This is a genomic window from Salipiger sp., assembly GCF_048261495.1.
In the GTDB taxonomy this organism is placed as follows: Bacteria; Pseudomonadota; Alphaproteobacteria; order Rhodobacterales; family Rhodobacteraceae; genus Salipiger.
Genome location: NZ_JBLXFX010000017.1, coordinates 27,642 through 43,439, shown reverse-complemented (window position 1 = coordinate 43,439; position 15,798 = coordinate 27,642). Strand labels below are relative to the sequence as shown.

At 68.5% G+C, this 15,798-nt stretch carries 13 protein-coding genes; 2 read left to right on the top strand and 11 right to left on the bottom strand.

Translation table 11 applies throughout. The features are described from left to right. Positions 1-82 precede the first annotated feature (82 nt). From ACN0RJ_RS21545 to ACN0RJ_RS21520, 6 genes are all read right to left on the bottom strand, one after another. The gene (locus tag ACN0RJ_RS21545; protein WP_417725621.1) at positions 83-1,060 is read right to left on the bottom strand and encodes an ion transporter; all 978 of its coding nucleotides are present in this window, start codon (positions 1,058-1,060) and stop codon (positions 83-85) included. Next, positions 1,057-1,884 (bottom strand): low temperature requirement protein A, encoded by an 828-nt coding sequence (locus ACN0RJ_RS21540; RefSeq protein ID WP_417725637.1) that lies wholly within the window; start codon positions 1,882-1,884, stop codon positions 1,057-1,059. Before ACN0RJ_RS21540 ends, ACN0RJ_RS21545 begins: the two co-directional genes overlap by 4 nt. 8 nt (positions 1,885-1,892) lie before the next feature. Then, positions 1,893-2,153: a low temperature requirement protein A gene (locus tag ACN0RJ_RS21535; RefSeq protein WP_417725620.1), complete on the bottom strand. Its 261-nt coding sequence runs from the start codon at positions 2,151-2,153 to the stop codon at positions 1,893-1,895. Between the two features lie 305 nt (positions 2,154-2,458). Further along, a complete protein-coding gene (locus ACN0RJ_RS21530) occupies positions 2,459-2,758 on the bottom strand; it encodes an SH3 domain-containing protein (RefSeq protein ID WP_417722221.1) in 300 nt (99 codons plus the stop codon). Between the two features lie 124 nt (positions 2,759-2,882). Further along, positions 2,883-5,303 (bottom strand): ligase-associated DNA damage response DEXH box helicase, encoded by a 2,421-nt coding sequence (locus ACN0RJ_RS21525; RefSeq protein WP_417725619.1) that lies wholly within the window; start codon positions 5,301-5,303, stop codon positions 2,883-2,885. A 133-nt stretch (positions 5,304-5,436) separates the two neighbouring features. Beyond that, positions 5,437-6,372 (bottom strand): aldo/keto reductase, encoded by a 936-nt coding sequence (locus tag ACN0RJ_RS21520; RefSeq protein WP_417725618.1) that lies wholly within the window; start codon positions 6,370-6,372, stop codon positions 5,437-5,439. Positions 6,373-6,544: 172 nt separating this feature from the next. Here ACN0RJ_RS21520 and yghU point away from each other — a divergent pair, with 172 nt between their 5' ends. Next, positions 6,545-7,402, top strand: a complete 858-nt coding sequence (yghU, locus tag ACN0RJ_RS21515; RefSeq protein WP_417722224.1) for a glutathione-dependent disulfide-bond oxidoreductase — start codon at positions 6,545-6,547, stop codon at positions 7,400-7,402. Between the two features lie 60 nt (positions 7,403-7,462). On the opposite strand, the gene hisG is transcribed toward yghU, so the two are convergent. From hisG to hisS, 3 genes are read right to left on the bottom strand one after another with little or no spacing between them, the layout of a single operon-like run. Beyond that, positions 7,463-8,155 (bottom strand): ATP phosphoribosyltransferase, encoded by a 693-nt coding sequence (hisG, locus tag ACN0RJ_RS21510; protein ID WP_417722225.1) that lies wholly within the window; start codon positions 8,153-8,155, stop codon positions 7,463-7,465. Then, on the bottom strand, positions 8,152-9,276 hold the full coding sequence (locus ACN0RJ_RS21505; RefSeq protein ID WP_417725617.1) for an ATP phosphoribosyltransferase regulatory subunit: 1,125 nt from the start codon (positions 9,274-9,276) through the stop codon (positions 8,152-8,154). Before ACN0RJ_RS21505 ends, hisG begins: the two co-directional genes overlap by 4 nt. Beyond that, on the bottom strand, positions 9,276-10,748 hold the full coding sequence (hisS, locus tag ACN0RJ_RS21500) for a histidine--tRNA ligase (RefSeq protein WP_417725616.1): 1,473 nt from the start codon (positions 10,746-10,748) through the stop codon (positions 9,276-9,278). The genes ACN0RJ_RS21505 and hisS overlap by 1 nt, the downstream gene beginning before the upstream one ends. Positions 10,749-10,943: 195 nt before the next feature. Between hisS and ACN0RJ_RS21495 the strand changes: the two genes are divergently transcribed. Beyond that, positions 10,944-11,150, top strand: a complete 207-nt coding sequence (locus tag ACN0RJ_RS21495) for a SlyX family protein (protein ID WP_417722228.1) — start codon at positions 10,944-10,946, stop codon at positions 11,148-11,150. A gap of 9 nt (positions 11,151-11,159) precedes the next feature. Here ACN0RJ_RS21495 and ACN0RJ_RS21490 read toward each other — a convergent pair whose 3' ends face one another. Both ACN0RJ_RS21490 and dnaE read right to left on the bottom strand, forming a co-directional pair. Then, a complete protein-coding gene (locus ACN0RJ_RS21490; RefSeq protein WP_417725615.1) occupies positions 11,160-12,032 on the bottom strand; it encodes a hypothetical protein in 873 nt (290 codons plus the stop codon). Positions 12,033-12,145: 113 nt separating this feature from the next. After that, positions 12,146-15,673: a DNA polymerase III subunit alpha gene (gene dnaE / locus ACN0RJ_RS21485; RefSeq protein WP_417725614.1), complete on the bottom strand. Its 3,528-nt coding sequence runs from the start codon at positions 15,671-15,673 to the stop codon at positions 12,146-12,148. Positions 15,674-15,798 lie beyond the last annotated feature (125 nt).

The following is a 15,798-nucleotide window of genomic DNA, read 5'->3' as shown; positions in this document are numbered from 1 at the left end:
GAAACGCGCCGCAGCGTCACGGTGACGGTATGATGCGCAAATGCCTCGCAGGCGTGTCTGTGGTGCGGGCCGGGCGGACCGCCTAGCCGGCCCCCGTGGCGCCCTCCGGTTGAAAGGTGTGCCCGCATTCCGGGCAGCGACAGGCGGGGCGGGGCACCTGGCGCAGACGCACTTCGGACAGGATGGCATGGGCGATGTCGCGGTTGATGCCGAGTTCCCGGCGCAGCTTTTCGATCTGCCGGCCCTCTTCGAGATCGATCCGCCCATCCTCCAGCGCAAGCCGGAACTGGTTGCGAAGGTGGTCGCGTCGGCGGTGCAGGTGATCCGCAAGTCCGCTGGCGATGATACCCGCCGGGAGCGCCGCCATGCCGACCCCCAGCACCGTGATGAAACCGCCGAAGATCCGTCCGAGCGGTGTAATCGGCGTCACGTCGCCGTATCCGACCGTGGTCAGCGTCACCAGCGCCCACCACATCGCCGCGGGGATGGAGCCGAAATCGCCGGGCTGCGCCTCGTGCTCGACAAGGTAGGCGCCGGTGGCGGCGAAGACCAGAAGGATGGTCAGGATGGAAAAGGCTGCGGCCAGTGCCCCGGCCTCTTCGCGGATCACCCCGAAGAGCACCGACAAGGCGGGGGAATAACGGGTCAGCTTGTAGATCCGGAACAGCCGCAGGATCCGCAGCATCTGCAGGTCCGAAGTGAAGATCAGCCCGAGGAAGAACGGCAATATCGCCATCAGGTCGACCAGCGCCAGCGGGCTGCGCATGTAGCGCAACCGCGCGCGCCAGGCCGGGCGGGCGGGTTCGCGCTCGGCGCTCGCCCAGACCCGCAGCAGGTATTCGGCGGTGAAGATGGCGACCGACAGCCGGTCGAAGGCCTGGAACAGGGCCTGGTGCGAGGCGTAGAGGCGGGGCACGGTCTCAAGTGCGACCGCGATCACGTTGGCGATGATGAGCAGGATCAGGGCGATCTCGACGATCCGGGCGGCGCGCGGGCCCTGGCCGGGATGTTCCAGCAGCAAGTAGGCCCGCCGCCGCAGGATCGGCTTTTGCGGTGTCACGTCTCCGGCGCCGCGCGCAGGTCCCGCAGCGCGCGCCGCAGCGGCAAGGCGATCTGCGAGAACAGCGCGATCCCCCAGCCGAGGTTTCCGACGATGGCGGGAACGCGGGTGTGGATGAGGAACATGAAGAGCGCCACCGCGATGCCGAACAGTCGCAGCCCGCCACTGTGATAGCGCCGGGTCTCGTCCCGCCCTTCGACCAGCAATTGCAGCACCCGGAGCGCGGCGAGGAAGACCGCCAGCCCGATCGTTCCGATCGCGCCGTAGCCCGGCGGGTAGGGGTCGAGGAAGCCGACATAGACCTCGCCCGCAAGCGCGACGCCGATGGTCACCGCGCTCCACAGGATCACGATATGGGCGAACCAGTAGCTAAGCAGTAGCGGCAATCGTCGGGATCCGAGCCGCGCCATTCCGGCGCTGTCGAAATAGATCCAGGCCAGCGCGAACAGCGACAGCCCGCCCATGACGAGGTTGAAGAAGGTACCGGGGTAGGCTTCGCCGATGCCCTTGTCGGCAAGCGTGACGCAGAGTTTGAAAAAGCCCTCGCCGAGCAGGATCAGCATCAGCAGCCCGAAGCGTTCCGATAGGTGGCCGAGCCGGGGCAGAAAGCGTTCGAACCGCAGCGTGCCAACCCCCGGAAGCAGGTATTGCAACTGGATCAGCAGGATGCCGGCACCGAACAAGAGGTATCCGTAGGGCGCGGGCAGGAAGCCGGAGACGGCAAAGACCGCCGCAAGCGCGAGGAAATTGCGCCCCATCTCGTAGGCGAGCGAGGTCGTCTCGGCCCCGACATGGCGCGCCCGCCAGTAGAGCCAGGCGGTCAGGGCCCGGTTCAGCGCATAGCCGACCGCGAAGAACGGCCAGCCGCCGTGGTGATTTCCGGGATCGCGGCGGCAATGATCATCATGGTGACGATCTGCACGGCCATGACCACGCGATGCGGGATGTCGGTCGAGATGTAGAGCGAGTTGTAGACCGAGGTATCCGCCCAGGCGAAGAACACCGCGACGAAGATGCAGGTGTAGGTCCAGAACCCGGCCCAGTCGAGGTGGTGCCTCGGGCGGGTCCAGATCGGAAAGTCCTTCAATGGCATGGGCGTCCCCCTGTCGCGTCTCCCGTCTTCAAGGGGTAGTGAATGTTCGGGTCGCTGCAAAACGTTCTTGCAAGGGCGCCGGGCCGCCGGGCGACGCATCTGCCGCCCGCGCCTGCGGTGCATCCCCGCCTGCCGAACCCCGCAGGCCGCCGCCGACGCGCCGCGGCTTCCGGCATGGATCGTCCTGCCCGCGCTGTCGCTTGCCGTGCTCGGGGGCTGCACCGGCATTGCGGTGCCGCTGATGCATCCCGTGCCGTTGATGGCGGGCGTCTGCGGTATCGGGGGCGAGGCCGGCCGTCGCCCGTTCAGAGCTTGCGCAGGTAGGTTTGCGAGACATAGCCTTCGAGACCCGGCGAACGGTCCAGAACGATCCGGCACCACCGCGTGCCGCCGAGCCGCGAGCAGTCGCGGACGCGCACGATCTCTCCGTTCGGCAGGCCGACCCGGACGTCGAACCCGGTGCCGGGCCCGGCGCGCAGCTTCAGCATGTCGCCCTCGCCGACACCGTGGACCTCGTAGCGGTCGCCGAGCAAACCGCCCGGCCCCGGTGCCTGGCATGCGGCCAGAACGCTCAGGACAAGCGCGCCGATGATGGATCTGTACATGGGTGTCTCCTGCTCGTTGCCTTTTCCCCTGATCTAATCCGGCGCCGGCGGGAAAGGAACGCCGCGCTGCGGTCGGGGCGGGATTTGCGCCCGAGCGATGCAAACGCGCCGCCCTCCTGGCGTTTCACCCGTCCGCGCCGACCTGCGACAGCCCGGCATCGTCGAGCAGCCGCGCGATCTCCTCGCGAAGCAGCCGTTCCTCGGCCGATCCGGCAATCGGAACCCGTCCGTGCTCAAGGAACAGCGGCGCGGCCAGCGGCGTCACCCGGTCGACCCGGTGCAGGTCGATCCGCTCACCCACGCGCTCGCACATCTCCCGGATGCGGGCGAAATCCACCAGCCCGCGCATCGCCTCCTCGCGGGTGATCTGCAACAGCAGGTGGTCCGGGTCGTACTTCAGCAGGGTGTCGTAGAGAATGTCCGACGACATCGTCGCCTGCCGCCCGCTCTTGCGCTGCCCGCCGAGATTGCGCTCGATCAGCCCGGCGATGGTGGCCGAGGCGCGGAAGGTCCGTTTCATCACCGCATTGCCGGCGAGCCAGGTCTCGAGCCCGGCCTCCAGCCCGGCGAGGTCGAACAGCGGGCGCGGGTCGGTGACCGCGTCCAGCCCCCAGATCAGCACCGCGTAGTCGGTCGCGACGAAGCCCATCGGCGCCAGCCCCTGCTCCTCCATCCGCTTGGTCAGCAGCAGCCCCAGCGTCTGCATCGCGTTGCGCCCGGCAAAGCCGTAGACCACAAGCTGTTCCCGCCCCTCATGCGGAAAGCTCTCGATCAGCAGACGGCCCGGTTCCGGCAGGCGCGACACCTCGCGCTGAAGCGCCAGCCACTCGGCGGTGTGACGGGGCAGGCCGGGCCAGGAGTCCTGCCCGAACATGCGAAGGATGCGTTCGGACAACTGGGTCGAGGTGGCGAACTTGGTGCCCATGAAGGTGGCGATCCTGGGCTTGCGCGCGGCATCCCGGCTGACCTCCACCACCATCTCGCGCAGCCCCTCGTAGCGCACGATCTGGCCGCCGATCAGGAAGGTGTCGCCGCGGGTGAGGCTGGCGGCAAAGGTCTCCTCGATCTCGCCCAGCGGAGCGCCGCCCCGGCCGCGCCAGCGCACCTTGAGCGTGTCGGTGTCCTGGATCGTCCCGATATTCTGCCGGATGCGCTGGGCGGAACGCGGATCGCGCAGCTGCCACAGCCCGTCCGGGCGCTGCACCAGGCGCTGCCAGCGGTCATAGGCCCGCAACGCGTAGCCGCCGGTGGCGCAGAAGGCCAGGCAGGCATCGAACTGCGCCCGGCTCAGCCCGGCATAGGCCCCGGCGGTGGTCATCTCTGCATGGAGCTCGTCGGCATCGAACGGCCCGGCACAAGCGGCGATCAGGATGTGCTGGCAGAGCACGTCGCGCGGCCCCGGTCCCCGCGTCTCGCCGTCCAGGTCACGGGCCTTCACCGCCTCCAGCGCGGCGACGCATTCCACCACCTCGAAGCGGTTGGCGGGCACCAGCAGCGCCTTGGACGGCGCATTGTAGCGGTGGTTCGCCCGCCCTATCCGCTGCACCAGCCGTTTCACGTTCTTCGGCGCACCGACCTGGATCACCAGGTCCACGTTGCCCCAGTCGATCCCCAGGTCCAGCGATCCGGTGCAGACGATGGCCCGCAAATCGCCTCGCACCATCGCCTGCTCGACCTTCTCGCGCTGCGCCCGGTCGAGCGAGCCGTGGTGGATGCCGATGGGCAGCGCCTCCTCGTTGGCCAGCCAGAGGTTGTGGAAAAAGATCTCGGCCTGCGCCCGGGTGTTGTGAAAGATCAGTGTGGTCCGATGCCGCTTCACCTCGCGCAGCACCGCCGGAATGGCATGCGAGGCACCGCCCCCCGACCAGGGCGGCGCTTCCTCGGTCACCAGCATCGAGATGTCGGGCTCGGGCCCCGGATCGGCCTCGACGATCTCGCAGGGGTCCGGGTGACGCGCCAGAAGCCGCGCGATGGCGCCAGGGTCCTCCACCGTGGCCGACAGGCCCACCCGCCGCAGGCCGGGGCAGAGGCGCGACAACCGCGCCAGCGCCAGCATCAGCTGATCGCCCCGCTTGCTTTCCGCCAGGGCGTGGATCTCGTCCACCACGATCCGCTTCAGCCCCGCGAACATCCGCGGCGCATCCTCGTAGGAGGTGAGCAGGGCAAGCGATTCCGGCGTGGTCAGCAGGATGTGCGGCGGATCCGCCCGCTGCCGCCGCTTGCGCGAGGACGGCGTGTCCCCGGTGCGGTCCTCGACACGGATCGCCAGCCCGGCCTCCTCGATCGGCACCAGCAGGTTGCGCCGGATGTCCGTGGCGAGCGCCTTCAGCGGCGAGACATAGAGCGTGTGAAGCCCCGGCGCCGAGTCCTCGGCCAGCTCGGCCAGCGTCGGCAGGAACCCCGCCAGGGTCTTGCCGCCCCCGGTTGGTGCGATCAGCAGCAGGCAGGGCGCGCCGGCCCTGTCGAGCATGGCCTGCTGGTGCGGATGGACCTGCCACCCGCGCCCGTCGAACCAGTGCTGAAGCTCATCCGGAAGTCTCTGCATACCCGCTACATAGTGCGGGAACAAAAGCGAAACAATCGCGGGCCTCTTCTGGCCGGAAATATCCTCGGGGGGAAGCGCGCCCCGGCGCGCGAGGGGGCGGACAGCCCCCGCCGCGGCGCCGCAGGCGCCGCGATCAGACCTCTTCCAGCCGGTCCGTCGCGGGCGGCGGCGTCGGGCCGAGCGCGCAGAGCGCCGCATAGGTGGCATCGTCCATATCGTAACTCACCGCCGCCAGCGACGGCGCCAGCTGTTCGGCCGAACGCGCCGACAGGATCGGCACCGGCGAGGCCGCATGCCGCGCCACCCAGGCCACCGCCAGCGTGGCCGGATGCACCCCGAGTTCGCCTGCCAGCGCCGTCAGCTTCGCCGCGGTCTCGTGCATCGCATCCTGGCCGTAGCGCTTGGCATAGCGCGCGTCCTCGGTCAGGCGGCCCGCGCCGCCGTGCACGTACTTGCCGGTCAGCAAGCCCCCGCCCAGCGGCGAATAGGGCACCGCCTGCACCCCTTCCGAGGCGCACATCGGCAGGATCTCGACCTCGGCCTGCCGCTTGGCAAGGTTGTACATCGGCTGCAGCACGTCGATGCGGATGCCGTAGCGCGCCGCGACGCCCTGCGCCTTGACCACCTGCCAGGCGGCATAGTTCGACACGCCCACGTGCCGGCACAGGCCCTTGTCCACCAGCTCCGCCAGCGTGCCGAAGGTCTCCTCCAGCGGCGTGTCGCCGTCCCAGCGGTGCATGTAGAGCAGATCGACGCTGTCCATGCCCAGCCGGCCGCGGCTTTCCTCGAAGGAGTTCAGGATGTTGTCGCGCGCGGCGCCACCGTCGTAGCTGGCCTTGGTCGCGATGAAGAGCGACTCGCGCTCCCCGGCCGCGAACCGGCCCAGCATCGTCTCCGAGCTGCCCCCGGTGTAGACGTAGGCGGTGTCGAAATGGCTGACGCCCGCCTCCCGGCAGGCCTCGTACATCGCGCGGGAGGCCGACTCGTCCGCCTTGCCGCCGAACTGCATGCATCCGAACGCGAACCGCGATGCGGGGGCGCCGGACAGGGTGCGAAGATCTGGTGTCATGCGCCATCGGTGCCACGGCGCGCGCGTTTCGCAAAGCGAAAACTTTCCCGCGCCCGTTCCGCAGGCGGGGGAGCCGGGCACAAGCCCCTGTGCGCAGAAGCACAGCTTGCCGTTCTGGCAATTTCCGCCCGTTTCCCTACCTTCAGCCCGAACAATCCAAGGATGCACCGCCATGACAGAGAGTTACGTACCCCCGAAAGTCTGGACCTGGGACAAGGAGAACGGCGGCCAGTTCGCCTCGACCAACCGGCCGATCGCCGGCGCCACCCATGACGCGCCGCTTCCGAAGGGCAAGCACCCCTGGCAGCTTCACAGCCTGGCCACGCCCAACGGCCAGAAGGTCACCATCCTTTTCGAGGAACTCCTCGAAGCCGGGCACGACGCCCAATACGACGCCTGGCCGATCCGCATCGGTGACGGCGACCAGTTCGGCTCGGGCTTCGTCGAGATCAACCCGAACTCCAAGATCCCGGCGCTTCTGGACCTGACCGGGGAGACGCCCGTGCGCGTCTTTGAATCCGGCGCCATCCTGCTGCACCTCGCCGAGCGCTACCAGGCTTTCCTCGGCGCACCCGGCGACCGTCCGGAGATGCTCTCCTGGCTGATGTGGCAGATGGGCAGCGCGCCCTATCTCGGCGGCGGGTTCGGGCATTTCTACGCCTACGCCCCGGAACGCTGGGAATATCCGATCAACCGGTTCGCGATGGAAACCAAGCGCCAGCTCGACGTGCTGGACCGCAACCTCGCCGAGCGCCGCTACATGGTGGGCGACAGCTACACGATCGCCGACATCGCGATCTGGGCCTGGTACGGCAATCTCGCGCTCGGCCGGCAATACGATGCCGGCGAATTCCTCGACGTGGAAAGCTATACCAATGTCCGCCGCTGGGCGCAGGAGATCGACGCCCGCCCGGCGGTCCGGCGCGGCCGCAAGGTGAACCGGCTTTTCGGAGATCCGTCGGAACAACTGCACGAACGCCACGACGCATCCGATTTCGACACCCGCACGCAGGACAAGCTCGGCGGTTGAGCCGGGCCAAATTCCTTCAAAGGAATTTGCAAAAGCCTTGAAAGGCTTTTGGTCCCCGGCTCAGAGGCCGAGCGTGTCGCAGAGCGTCCGCAGATTTCCCCGGTCGGTATCGTCCAGCGGTGCCGACCGGCTGCGGAACAGCGTCGCCTGGGACCGCAGCACCGGAGGCTCCTCGAGGATCTTCAGGTGGTTGGCCCGCAGCGTCTCTCCGGTCGAGGTGATGTCCGCGATCGCCTCGGCCGTCAGGTTCTTGACCGTGCCCTCGGTCGCCCCCTGGGAATCCACCAGCTGGTAGTCGGCAACCCCGCCCATCCGCAGGTAGTCGCGCACCAGCCGGTGGTACTTGGTGGCGATCCGCAGCCGGAAGCCGTGCCGCGCCCGGAATGCCGCCGCCGCCGCATCCAGATCGTCCAGCGTGTTCACGTCGACCCAGCAGGCCGGCACGGCGACGATCAGATCCGCCTGTCCGAAGCCGAGTTCGGCCAGCGGCTCGACCTTCTGATCCCACTGCACCAGCTTCTCGCGCACGAGGTCCGTGCCCGTCACCCCGAGGTGGATGTGGCCCGCCGCCAGTTCACGCGGGATCTCTCCCGCCGCCAGCATGACGAGGCTGACGCCCGCGATGCCTTCGACCGCCCCGGCATATTCCCGCTCCGAGCCGGTGCGCGACAGGCCGATGCCCCGCGCCCCGAACCAGTCGAAGGTCTTCTCCATCAGCCGCCCCTTGGAGGGCACACCCAGCTTGACGCTCATCCCCGGCTCTCCAGTTCCAAAAGCAGCCCCGGCCGGATCACCCCGCCGACCGCGGGCACTTCCCGCCCGCCGCCGAGGATCCGCGTCAGCGCGTCGTAGCGCCCGCCCGTGGCGACCGGCGGCAGGTCGGGTCGCGCCGGCGCCAGGAAGCCGAACACGAAACCGTCGTAATATTCCATCGACGTCCGCCCGTAGCTTGCCTCGAAATCCAGCCGCGCGACATCGACGCCCCGCGCCGCCAGCGCGTCGCAGCGCCGTTCGAACCGCGCCACCGCACCCGCCAGCGCCGGCAGATCGACGGCGATGTCGTGCAGGTGCTCCAGCGCGAAACTGCAGGTCTCGCGCACCGCGAGCACGGCGTCGATCAACTGCACCTGCGACCGGCACAGCGGTCCTTCCTCGGCATCCGCCTGCAGCGATGCGATCCGTGCCGCGATCTCGTCCGGCCCCCTGAGGCCGATCTCGGCCCCCGCTTCGGCCATCGGATCGCCCCCGCCGAGCAGCGCCAGCCGCGACGGCGGCGGGGGCGTCCGCCCGGAATAGCGGTCCAGCAGCGCGCGGAACCGCCGGGGCCGCCAGATGTGCCGCAGCAGCGCCGCCTTGCGCCGCTCCGAAGTCTCGAGCCCGTGCACCGCCGCGGTCAGGATGCCGATATCCCCGGTCACCGCCCGCAGCTTGTAGGGGTCCAGGACCTCCGCAAAGAGGGCAAAGACCTCGGCATCGTCGCTCACCGGATCGGCGGCCTCCGGGGCACGTGCCCCCGCGGGCGGCGGATCGGCCCGGTCGAAGATCTCGTAGCCCACCTGGAAATACTCGGAATCGCGCTCCGGGTGCTCCTCCTGGCGGCGAAAGACCTTGCCCGCGTAGGTGTAATGCGCCCGCTCCACGTCGCGGGCGATGTGCATCTCGGTCACCGGAACGGTGAAATCCGGGCGCAGCATCATCTCGCCCCGCGCCGGATCCTGCGTCACGTAGGCCCGCGCCCGGATCTCCTCGCCGTAGAGATCCAACAGCGTCTCGGCCGGTTGCAGGATGTCGCATTCCACCGGGACGGCGCCGCGCGCCGCGAACCAGTCGCGCAACAGGTCGGACTCCCGCTTGATCCTTCCGGCCTCCGACATCACGCGCCGTTCCCGAGGATCTCGCGCACCTTCGCCACCAGATCCCCCCGCGCCACCTCGTATTGCGACGGGCGCTCCTTCCATTCCTCCAGCGAGGCATTCTCGGCGATCTGCGCCCCGAGGATCAGGTCCTTGATCTGCACCACCCCGCGCGCCTTCTCCTCGCCGCCCTCGATGACGGCCACGGGAGAGTTGCGCTTGTCGGCATACTTGAGCTGGTTGCCGAAGTTCTTCGGATTGCCGAGGTAGACCTCCGCCCGGATGCCCGCAGTGCGCAGTTCCGCCACCATCGCCTGGTAATCGGCCATCCGGTCGCGGTCCATGACGGTGACGACCACCGGCCCCTGCACGGTGCCGCCGATCCGCCCCTTCTCGCGCAGCGCGGCCAGCAGCCGGTCGACCCCGATGGAGACGCCGGTCGCCGGCACCGCCTGCCCTGTGAAGCGCTTGACGAGATCGTCATACCGCCCCCCGCCCGCCACCGAGCCGAACTGACGCTTGCGACCCTTCTCGTCGAGGATTTCGAAGGTCAGCTCCGCTTCGAACACCGGGCCGGTATAGTATCCGAGACCACGGACGACCGAGGGGTCGATCTCGATCCGGTCCGGCCCATACCCCTGCGCCGACAGAAGCCCGCCGATCTCTTCCAGCTCGTCGACGCCCTCTGCGCCGATCTTCGACGCGCCGATCGCAGCGCGCAGGTTGGCCACCGTGGAAGCAGCATCCGCTCCCTTCGAGGTCAGGAAGGCCACAACCGGCCCGGCCTGATCGTCGCTCAGCCCCACGCCATCGATATAAGCCCCGGACGCATCCAGCCGTCCCTTGCCGAGCAATGCGCGCACCCCGGCCTCGCCCACCTTGTCGAATTTGTCGATGGTGCGCAGCACGGCGTCGCGCTGGCCGTCATCGGACAGCCCCATGCACTCCAGAACCCCGTTCAAAACCTTGCGGTTGTTCACCCGGACAAGATAGTCCCCGCGCGGAATCCCCACCGCCTCCAGCGTATCCGACAGCATCGCGCAGATCTCGGCATCCGCCGCCACCGTGGCCGCGCCCACCGTATCCGCATCGCACTGGTAGAACTGCCGGAACCGTCCCGGCCCCGGCTTCTCGTTGCGCCAGACCGGCCCCATGGCGTAGCGCCGGTAGGGCAGGGGAAGCTCGTTGCGGTGCTGCGCATAGACCCGCGCCAGAGGGGCCGTCAGGTCGTAGCGCAGGGCCATCCAGCCCTCGTCCTCGTCCTGCCAGGCAAACACGCCCTCGTTCGGGCGATCCACGTCGGGAAGGAACTTGCCCAGCGCCTCGACCGTCTCGACCCCGCTGCTCTCCAGCGCCTCGAACCCGTAGCGATGATAGACCCCGGCAATCGCGCGCAGCATCTCGGCGCGCTCGGTCACCTCGGTGCCGAAGTAATCGCGGAACCCCTTGGGCGTCTGGGCCCTCGGGCGGGGGGATTTCTTGTCCTTGGCCATGGCGTCGTGGCTCCTCCGGAATGCGCGCCTCCCTTAGCCCCTCACAGGCCGGGGAGCAAGCAAGCGCCGCGCGCCCGTGTTTCTTCTGGCGTCAAATATCCCGGGGGAGTCTTGAAAGGACGGGGGCAGCGCCCCCATCGGCGCTTGCCAGCGGCGCGCCGCTCGCCTATCCCGCGCCGCAAAGGGAGTTGCGCCATGCCGACCGATCTCTTGCCCTACGAGGAACGTCTCGCACACCTGCAGCGCGTGGTGGACGACCTCTCCGATACCATCGCCCGCCAGGATCGCGACATCGCCCTGCTGACCCACCGGGTCGCGATGCTGATGGAGCGCGAGGCCGAGCGCCAGCAGGACGACTCGGGGGGCGTCGTGCTCGGGGACGAGCGTCCGCCGCATTACTGAGCGGCGCCTTCAGTGCCGGTCCACCGCCACGACCGCGCCGTCATGCAGCAGGATGTCGAGCCAGTTGCGGCTGCCGAAGGCGGGATAGACCGTGACGAAGGCCGTGTCCTTCTCCAGCCGCGAAAGCGCCCGTCCGCAGGGCTTGCCGCTGGCGACCTTGCAGACCCCGGCCTTGACCTTTTCGTAGGCGGCATCGGTCGTGCTGCGCGGCAGGGTCTTGCCCGCCGGCCCGTAGCGCAATTCCTCGTGCATCTCTGCGCTCCCGAACATCGCCAGCGCCCCGGTGAGCTGACGCGCGCAGCCGTCGGGGAAGCCGGTCAGGAACAGCGTCCGCGCGCCGCTCCCGCCCGGAGCGGTGTCGTAGAGCGCATAGCCGTTGCGCCGGTTCTCCGGGTAGGTGGCGATGCGCGTGCCGAGCGCGTGTTCGGGCACGCCGCATAGCCGGGCCATCTCGCCGAAGGGCAGGGTGGTGCCGGGCCCGACCTGCCGGAAATCCGGCGCATCGGGTGCGGGGCCCTTGCCGCCGCCGCCGAACAGCGCGGCCAATCCGCCGCCCGATTGCTCCGATGCCGTCGCTGCCGTCCCGTCCGGCGACGCTTCCCCGGGCGCGGACTCCGCCGCCTTCGCACTCGCCGCCCTGCGCGCGAAGAATCCGAGCAGACCGCCGCGCTCCGCGTCGGATTCAGCGCCGGGCCCGGCCGAAGCGGCCGGGGCAGGCGCGTCGAGAAAGCCGCCGTCCGCGTCGGTTTCCGAGGGCGCGGCCAGCGCCCCGGCGCGGGCCCCGCCGCTTTCGAGTGTCGTCCCGGACAGCGCCGGAACGGCCCCGGGCGCCTGCGCGCAGCCCGCCGCCAGCAGGCAGAGCGCCAGTGCGGCGCGTGTCATCGTCGGCAATTGTCTCCCCCCCGGGATGGTCTTTCCCCGGTTGGTAAAGACACCGGCCGCGGGAATCCATAGCCCGGCCACTCGCCCGGCGCGGAGTCGCCGGGGCGGGGGGCTCAGAAATCCTCGACCGCCAGCACCCCGTCGAGCGATTTCACCGCACCCTTGATCTCGGGCGAGACCGGGAATTCCTGCTGAAGATCCAGCTCCACCTCGCCGGGCAGATCCGGCTGCGCAAGACAGAGCCGGATCGGCCCGCGTCCCGCCTTGGGCATCTGCTCGCTCGCGCGGGTCAGCACGCTGGCGATCTGCGGGATGGCCGATTGCGCCTCCACGTAGATCCTGAGCCCGGTCGCCCCGGCGCCGGCGACGACCTGTTCCACCGGCCCGACCGACCGGCCGAGCAGCTTCAGCACGTCCGCCTCCATCGTCGCCTCGACAGTGACGACGACCTTGGTGCCGGTCTCCAGCATATCGCGGCATTTCTCCAGCGTGTCGGAAAACAGCGTGATCTCGTAGGCGCCGGTCGGGTCGGACAACTGGGCAAAGGCAAAGCGGTTGCCCTTGGCCGACTTCCGCTCCTGGCGGCCCGCGACCACGCCCGCCAGCTTGGCGACGCAGGCGCCGCCGCGCGCCTTGTGGGTCAGCGCCTCTAGGGTCGTCACGTCGCGCCGCTTCAGCGCGGGCATGTAGTCGTCCAGCGGATGTCCCGAGAGGTAGAAGCCGATGGCCTTGAATTCTTCGCTGAGGCGTTCGGCGGGCAGCCAGTCGGGCACCGGCGACAGGCGCGGCTCGGGCAGATCGTCCCCGGCCTCGCCGAACAGCGACACCTGTGCGCTGGCCTTCTGGTCGTGGATCGCGGCCGAATAGGCCACCAGCGCATCCAGCGATTCGAACACCCGGCGGCGGTTCTTGTCGAGCGCATCAAAGGCTCCGGCCCGCGCCAGCATCTCCAGCGGCCGCTTGCCGACGCGCTTGAGATCCACCCGGCGGGCGAAGTCGAACAGGGTGACAAAGGGCTTTTCCGCGCTCCGGGGCCGGTCGGGATCGCTGCGCCGCCCGTCGACCACCAGCCGCATCGCCTCGACGCCGACGTTCTTGAGCGCGCCGAGCGCATAGACCAGCTCTCCCCCCACCACGTCGAAGGTCGCCCGCGAACGGTTCACGCAGGGCGGCACGTAGCCCAGCTTCAGCCCGTTCTTCAGCTCGTCGAAATAGACCGCCAGCTTGTCGGTCAGGTGGATATCGCAGTTCATCACCCCGGCCATGAACTCGACCGGATGATTCGCCTTGAGCCAGGCGGTCTGGTAGGACACCACCGCATAGGCGGCGGCGTGGGATTTGTTGAAACCGTAGTTGGCGAATTTCTCCAGCAGGTCGAAGACCTCGGTCGCCTTCTTCTTGTCCACGCCGTTCTCGGCCGCGCCCTTTTCGAACTTGGGGCGCTCGGCGTCCATCGCCTCCTTGATCTTCTTGCCCATGGCGCGGCGCAGCAGGTCGGCGCCGCCGAGGCTGTAGCCCGCCATGACCTGCGCGATCTGCATCACCTGTTCCTGGTAGACGATGATGCCCTGCGTCTCGGCAAGGATGTGGTCGATGGACGGGTGCACCGAGGTGATCTCGCGCAGCCCGTTCTTGACCTCGCAATAGACGGGGATGTTCTCCATCGGGCCGGGACGATAGAGCGCCACGAGCGCGACGATATCCTCGATGCATGTGGGCTTCATGCGCTTGAGCGCATCCATCATGCCCGAGCTTTCCACCTGGAACACCGCGACCGTCCTGGCATCGGCATAGAGACGGTAGGTCTTTTCGTCATCCAGCGGGATGAGGTTCATCTGGTTTTCGCCGCCCTCGGCGGGCTGGTAGAGCTGCGTGCCGTCCTCGGCCTCGTGCAGGGCGCGGCCGGATTTCAGGATCAGGTCCAGCGCGTTCTGGATCACCGTCAGCGTCTTCAGGCCGAGGAAGTCGAACTTCACCAGCCCGGCCTGTTCCACCCATTTCATGTTGAACTGGGTCGCCGGCATGTCCGAGCGCGGGTCCTGGTAGAGCGGCACCAACTCGTCGATGGGCCGGTCGCCGATCACCACGCCCGCCGCGTGGGTCGAGGCATTGCGCAGCAGCCCCTCGACCTGCTGGCCGTAGGTGAGCAGTCGGTCGACGACCTCTTCGGACTGCGCCTCTTCGCGCAGGCGGGGTTCGTCCTGCAGCGCCTTTTCGATGGAGACGGGTTTCACCCCCTCGACGGGGATCATCTTGGACAGCCGGTCGACCTGTCCGTAGGGCATCTGCAGCACCCGGCCCACGTCGCGCACGGCGGCCTTGGACAGCAGGGCGCCGAAGGTGATGATCTGGCCCACCCGGTCGCGGCCGTATTTCTGCTGCACGTAGCGGATCACCTCTTCGCGGCGATCCATGCAGAAGTCGATGTCGAAGTCCGGCATCGACACCCGTTCCGGGTTCAGGAAGCGTTCGAACAGCAGCGAATAGCGCAGCGGATCGAGGTCGGTGATGGTCAGCGCATAGGCCACGAGCGAACCCGCGCCCGACCCCCGCCCCGGACCCACCGGGATGTTGTGATCCTTGCCCCACTTGATGAAGTCGGCAACGATCAGGAAGTAGCCGGGAAAGCCCATGCCCTCGATGATGTTCAGCTCGAAATCGAGGCGCTTCTGATACTCTTCCGGGCTCACGGCGTGGGGAATCACCGCCAGCCGCGCCTGCAGCCCCTCGTTGGCCTGGCGGCGCAGTTCCACCACCTCGTCATCGGCGAATTTCGGCAGGATCGGGTTGCGGCGATAGGCCATGAAGGCGCAGCGGCGGGCGACCTCGACGGTGTTCTCGATCGCCTCGGGCAGATCGGCGAAAAGAGTCGCCATCTCCTGCGGCGATTTCAGGTAGTGCTGCGGCGTCAGGCGCCGGCGCGGTTCCTGCTGGTCGACATAGGCGCCCTCGGCGATGCAGATCAGCGCATCGTGGGCCTCGTACATCTCGGACTTGGGGAAATAAACGTCGTTCGTGGCGACCAGCGGGATGTTCAGCTCGTAGGCCATTTCGACGAAGCCGCGCTCGGACAGGCGTTCCGCCTCGGGCAGACCGTCCTCTCCGGGGTGGCGCTGCAATTCGACGTAGAGGCGGCGGTCGTAGACCTGGTGCAGCGTCGCCATCAGCGTCTGCGCCGCCGCGCGGTGGTTGTCGCGCAGCAATCGCCCGACCGGCCCGTCCGGCCCGCCGGAAAGACAGATCAGCCCGGCGTGATGGCGTTCCAGTTCTTCCAGCGTGACATGGGGCAGGGTGCCGTCCCCGCGCAGGTAGAGGCAGGAGTTGAGCTTCATCAGGTTCTCGTAGCCCAGTTCGTTCTGCGCCAGCAGCACGATGGGGGCGGGGTCCTTCGGACGCTCGCCGGGGGCGGGTTCGAGATAGCGCAGATCGACCTGGCACCCGATGATCGGCTGCACCCCGGCCCCCGCCGCGGTCACCGAGAATTCGAGCGCCGCGAACAGGTTGTTGGTGTCGGTCACGGCGATGGCGGGCATGCCCATCGCCTCGCACATGCCGGGAAGTTTCTTGAGCCGAACGGCCCCTTCGAGAAGGGAATATTCGGTGTGGACGCGGAGATGGATGAATCGGGGTTCGCTGCTCATTCCGCCACACTAGGCGCGCGGGGCGGTGGCGGAAAGGCCCGGAATCGTCCGCCGCGGCGGAATGCGGCCATGCGGCGCGACCGCGGCGGAGACTGGACCCGCGCCTGCTCCCGGAGTAGACTCGC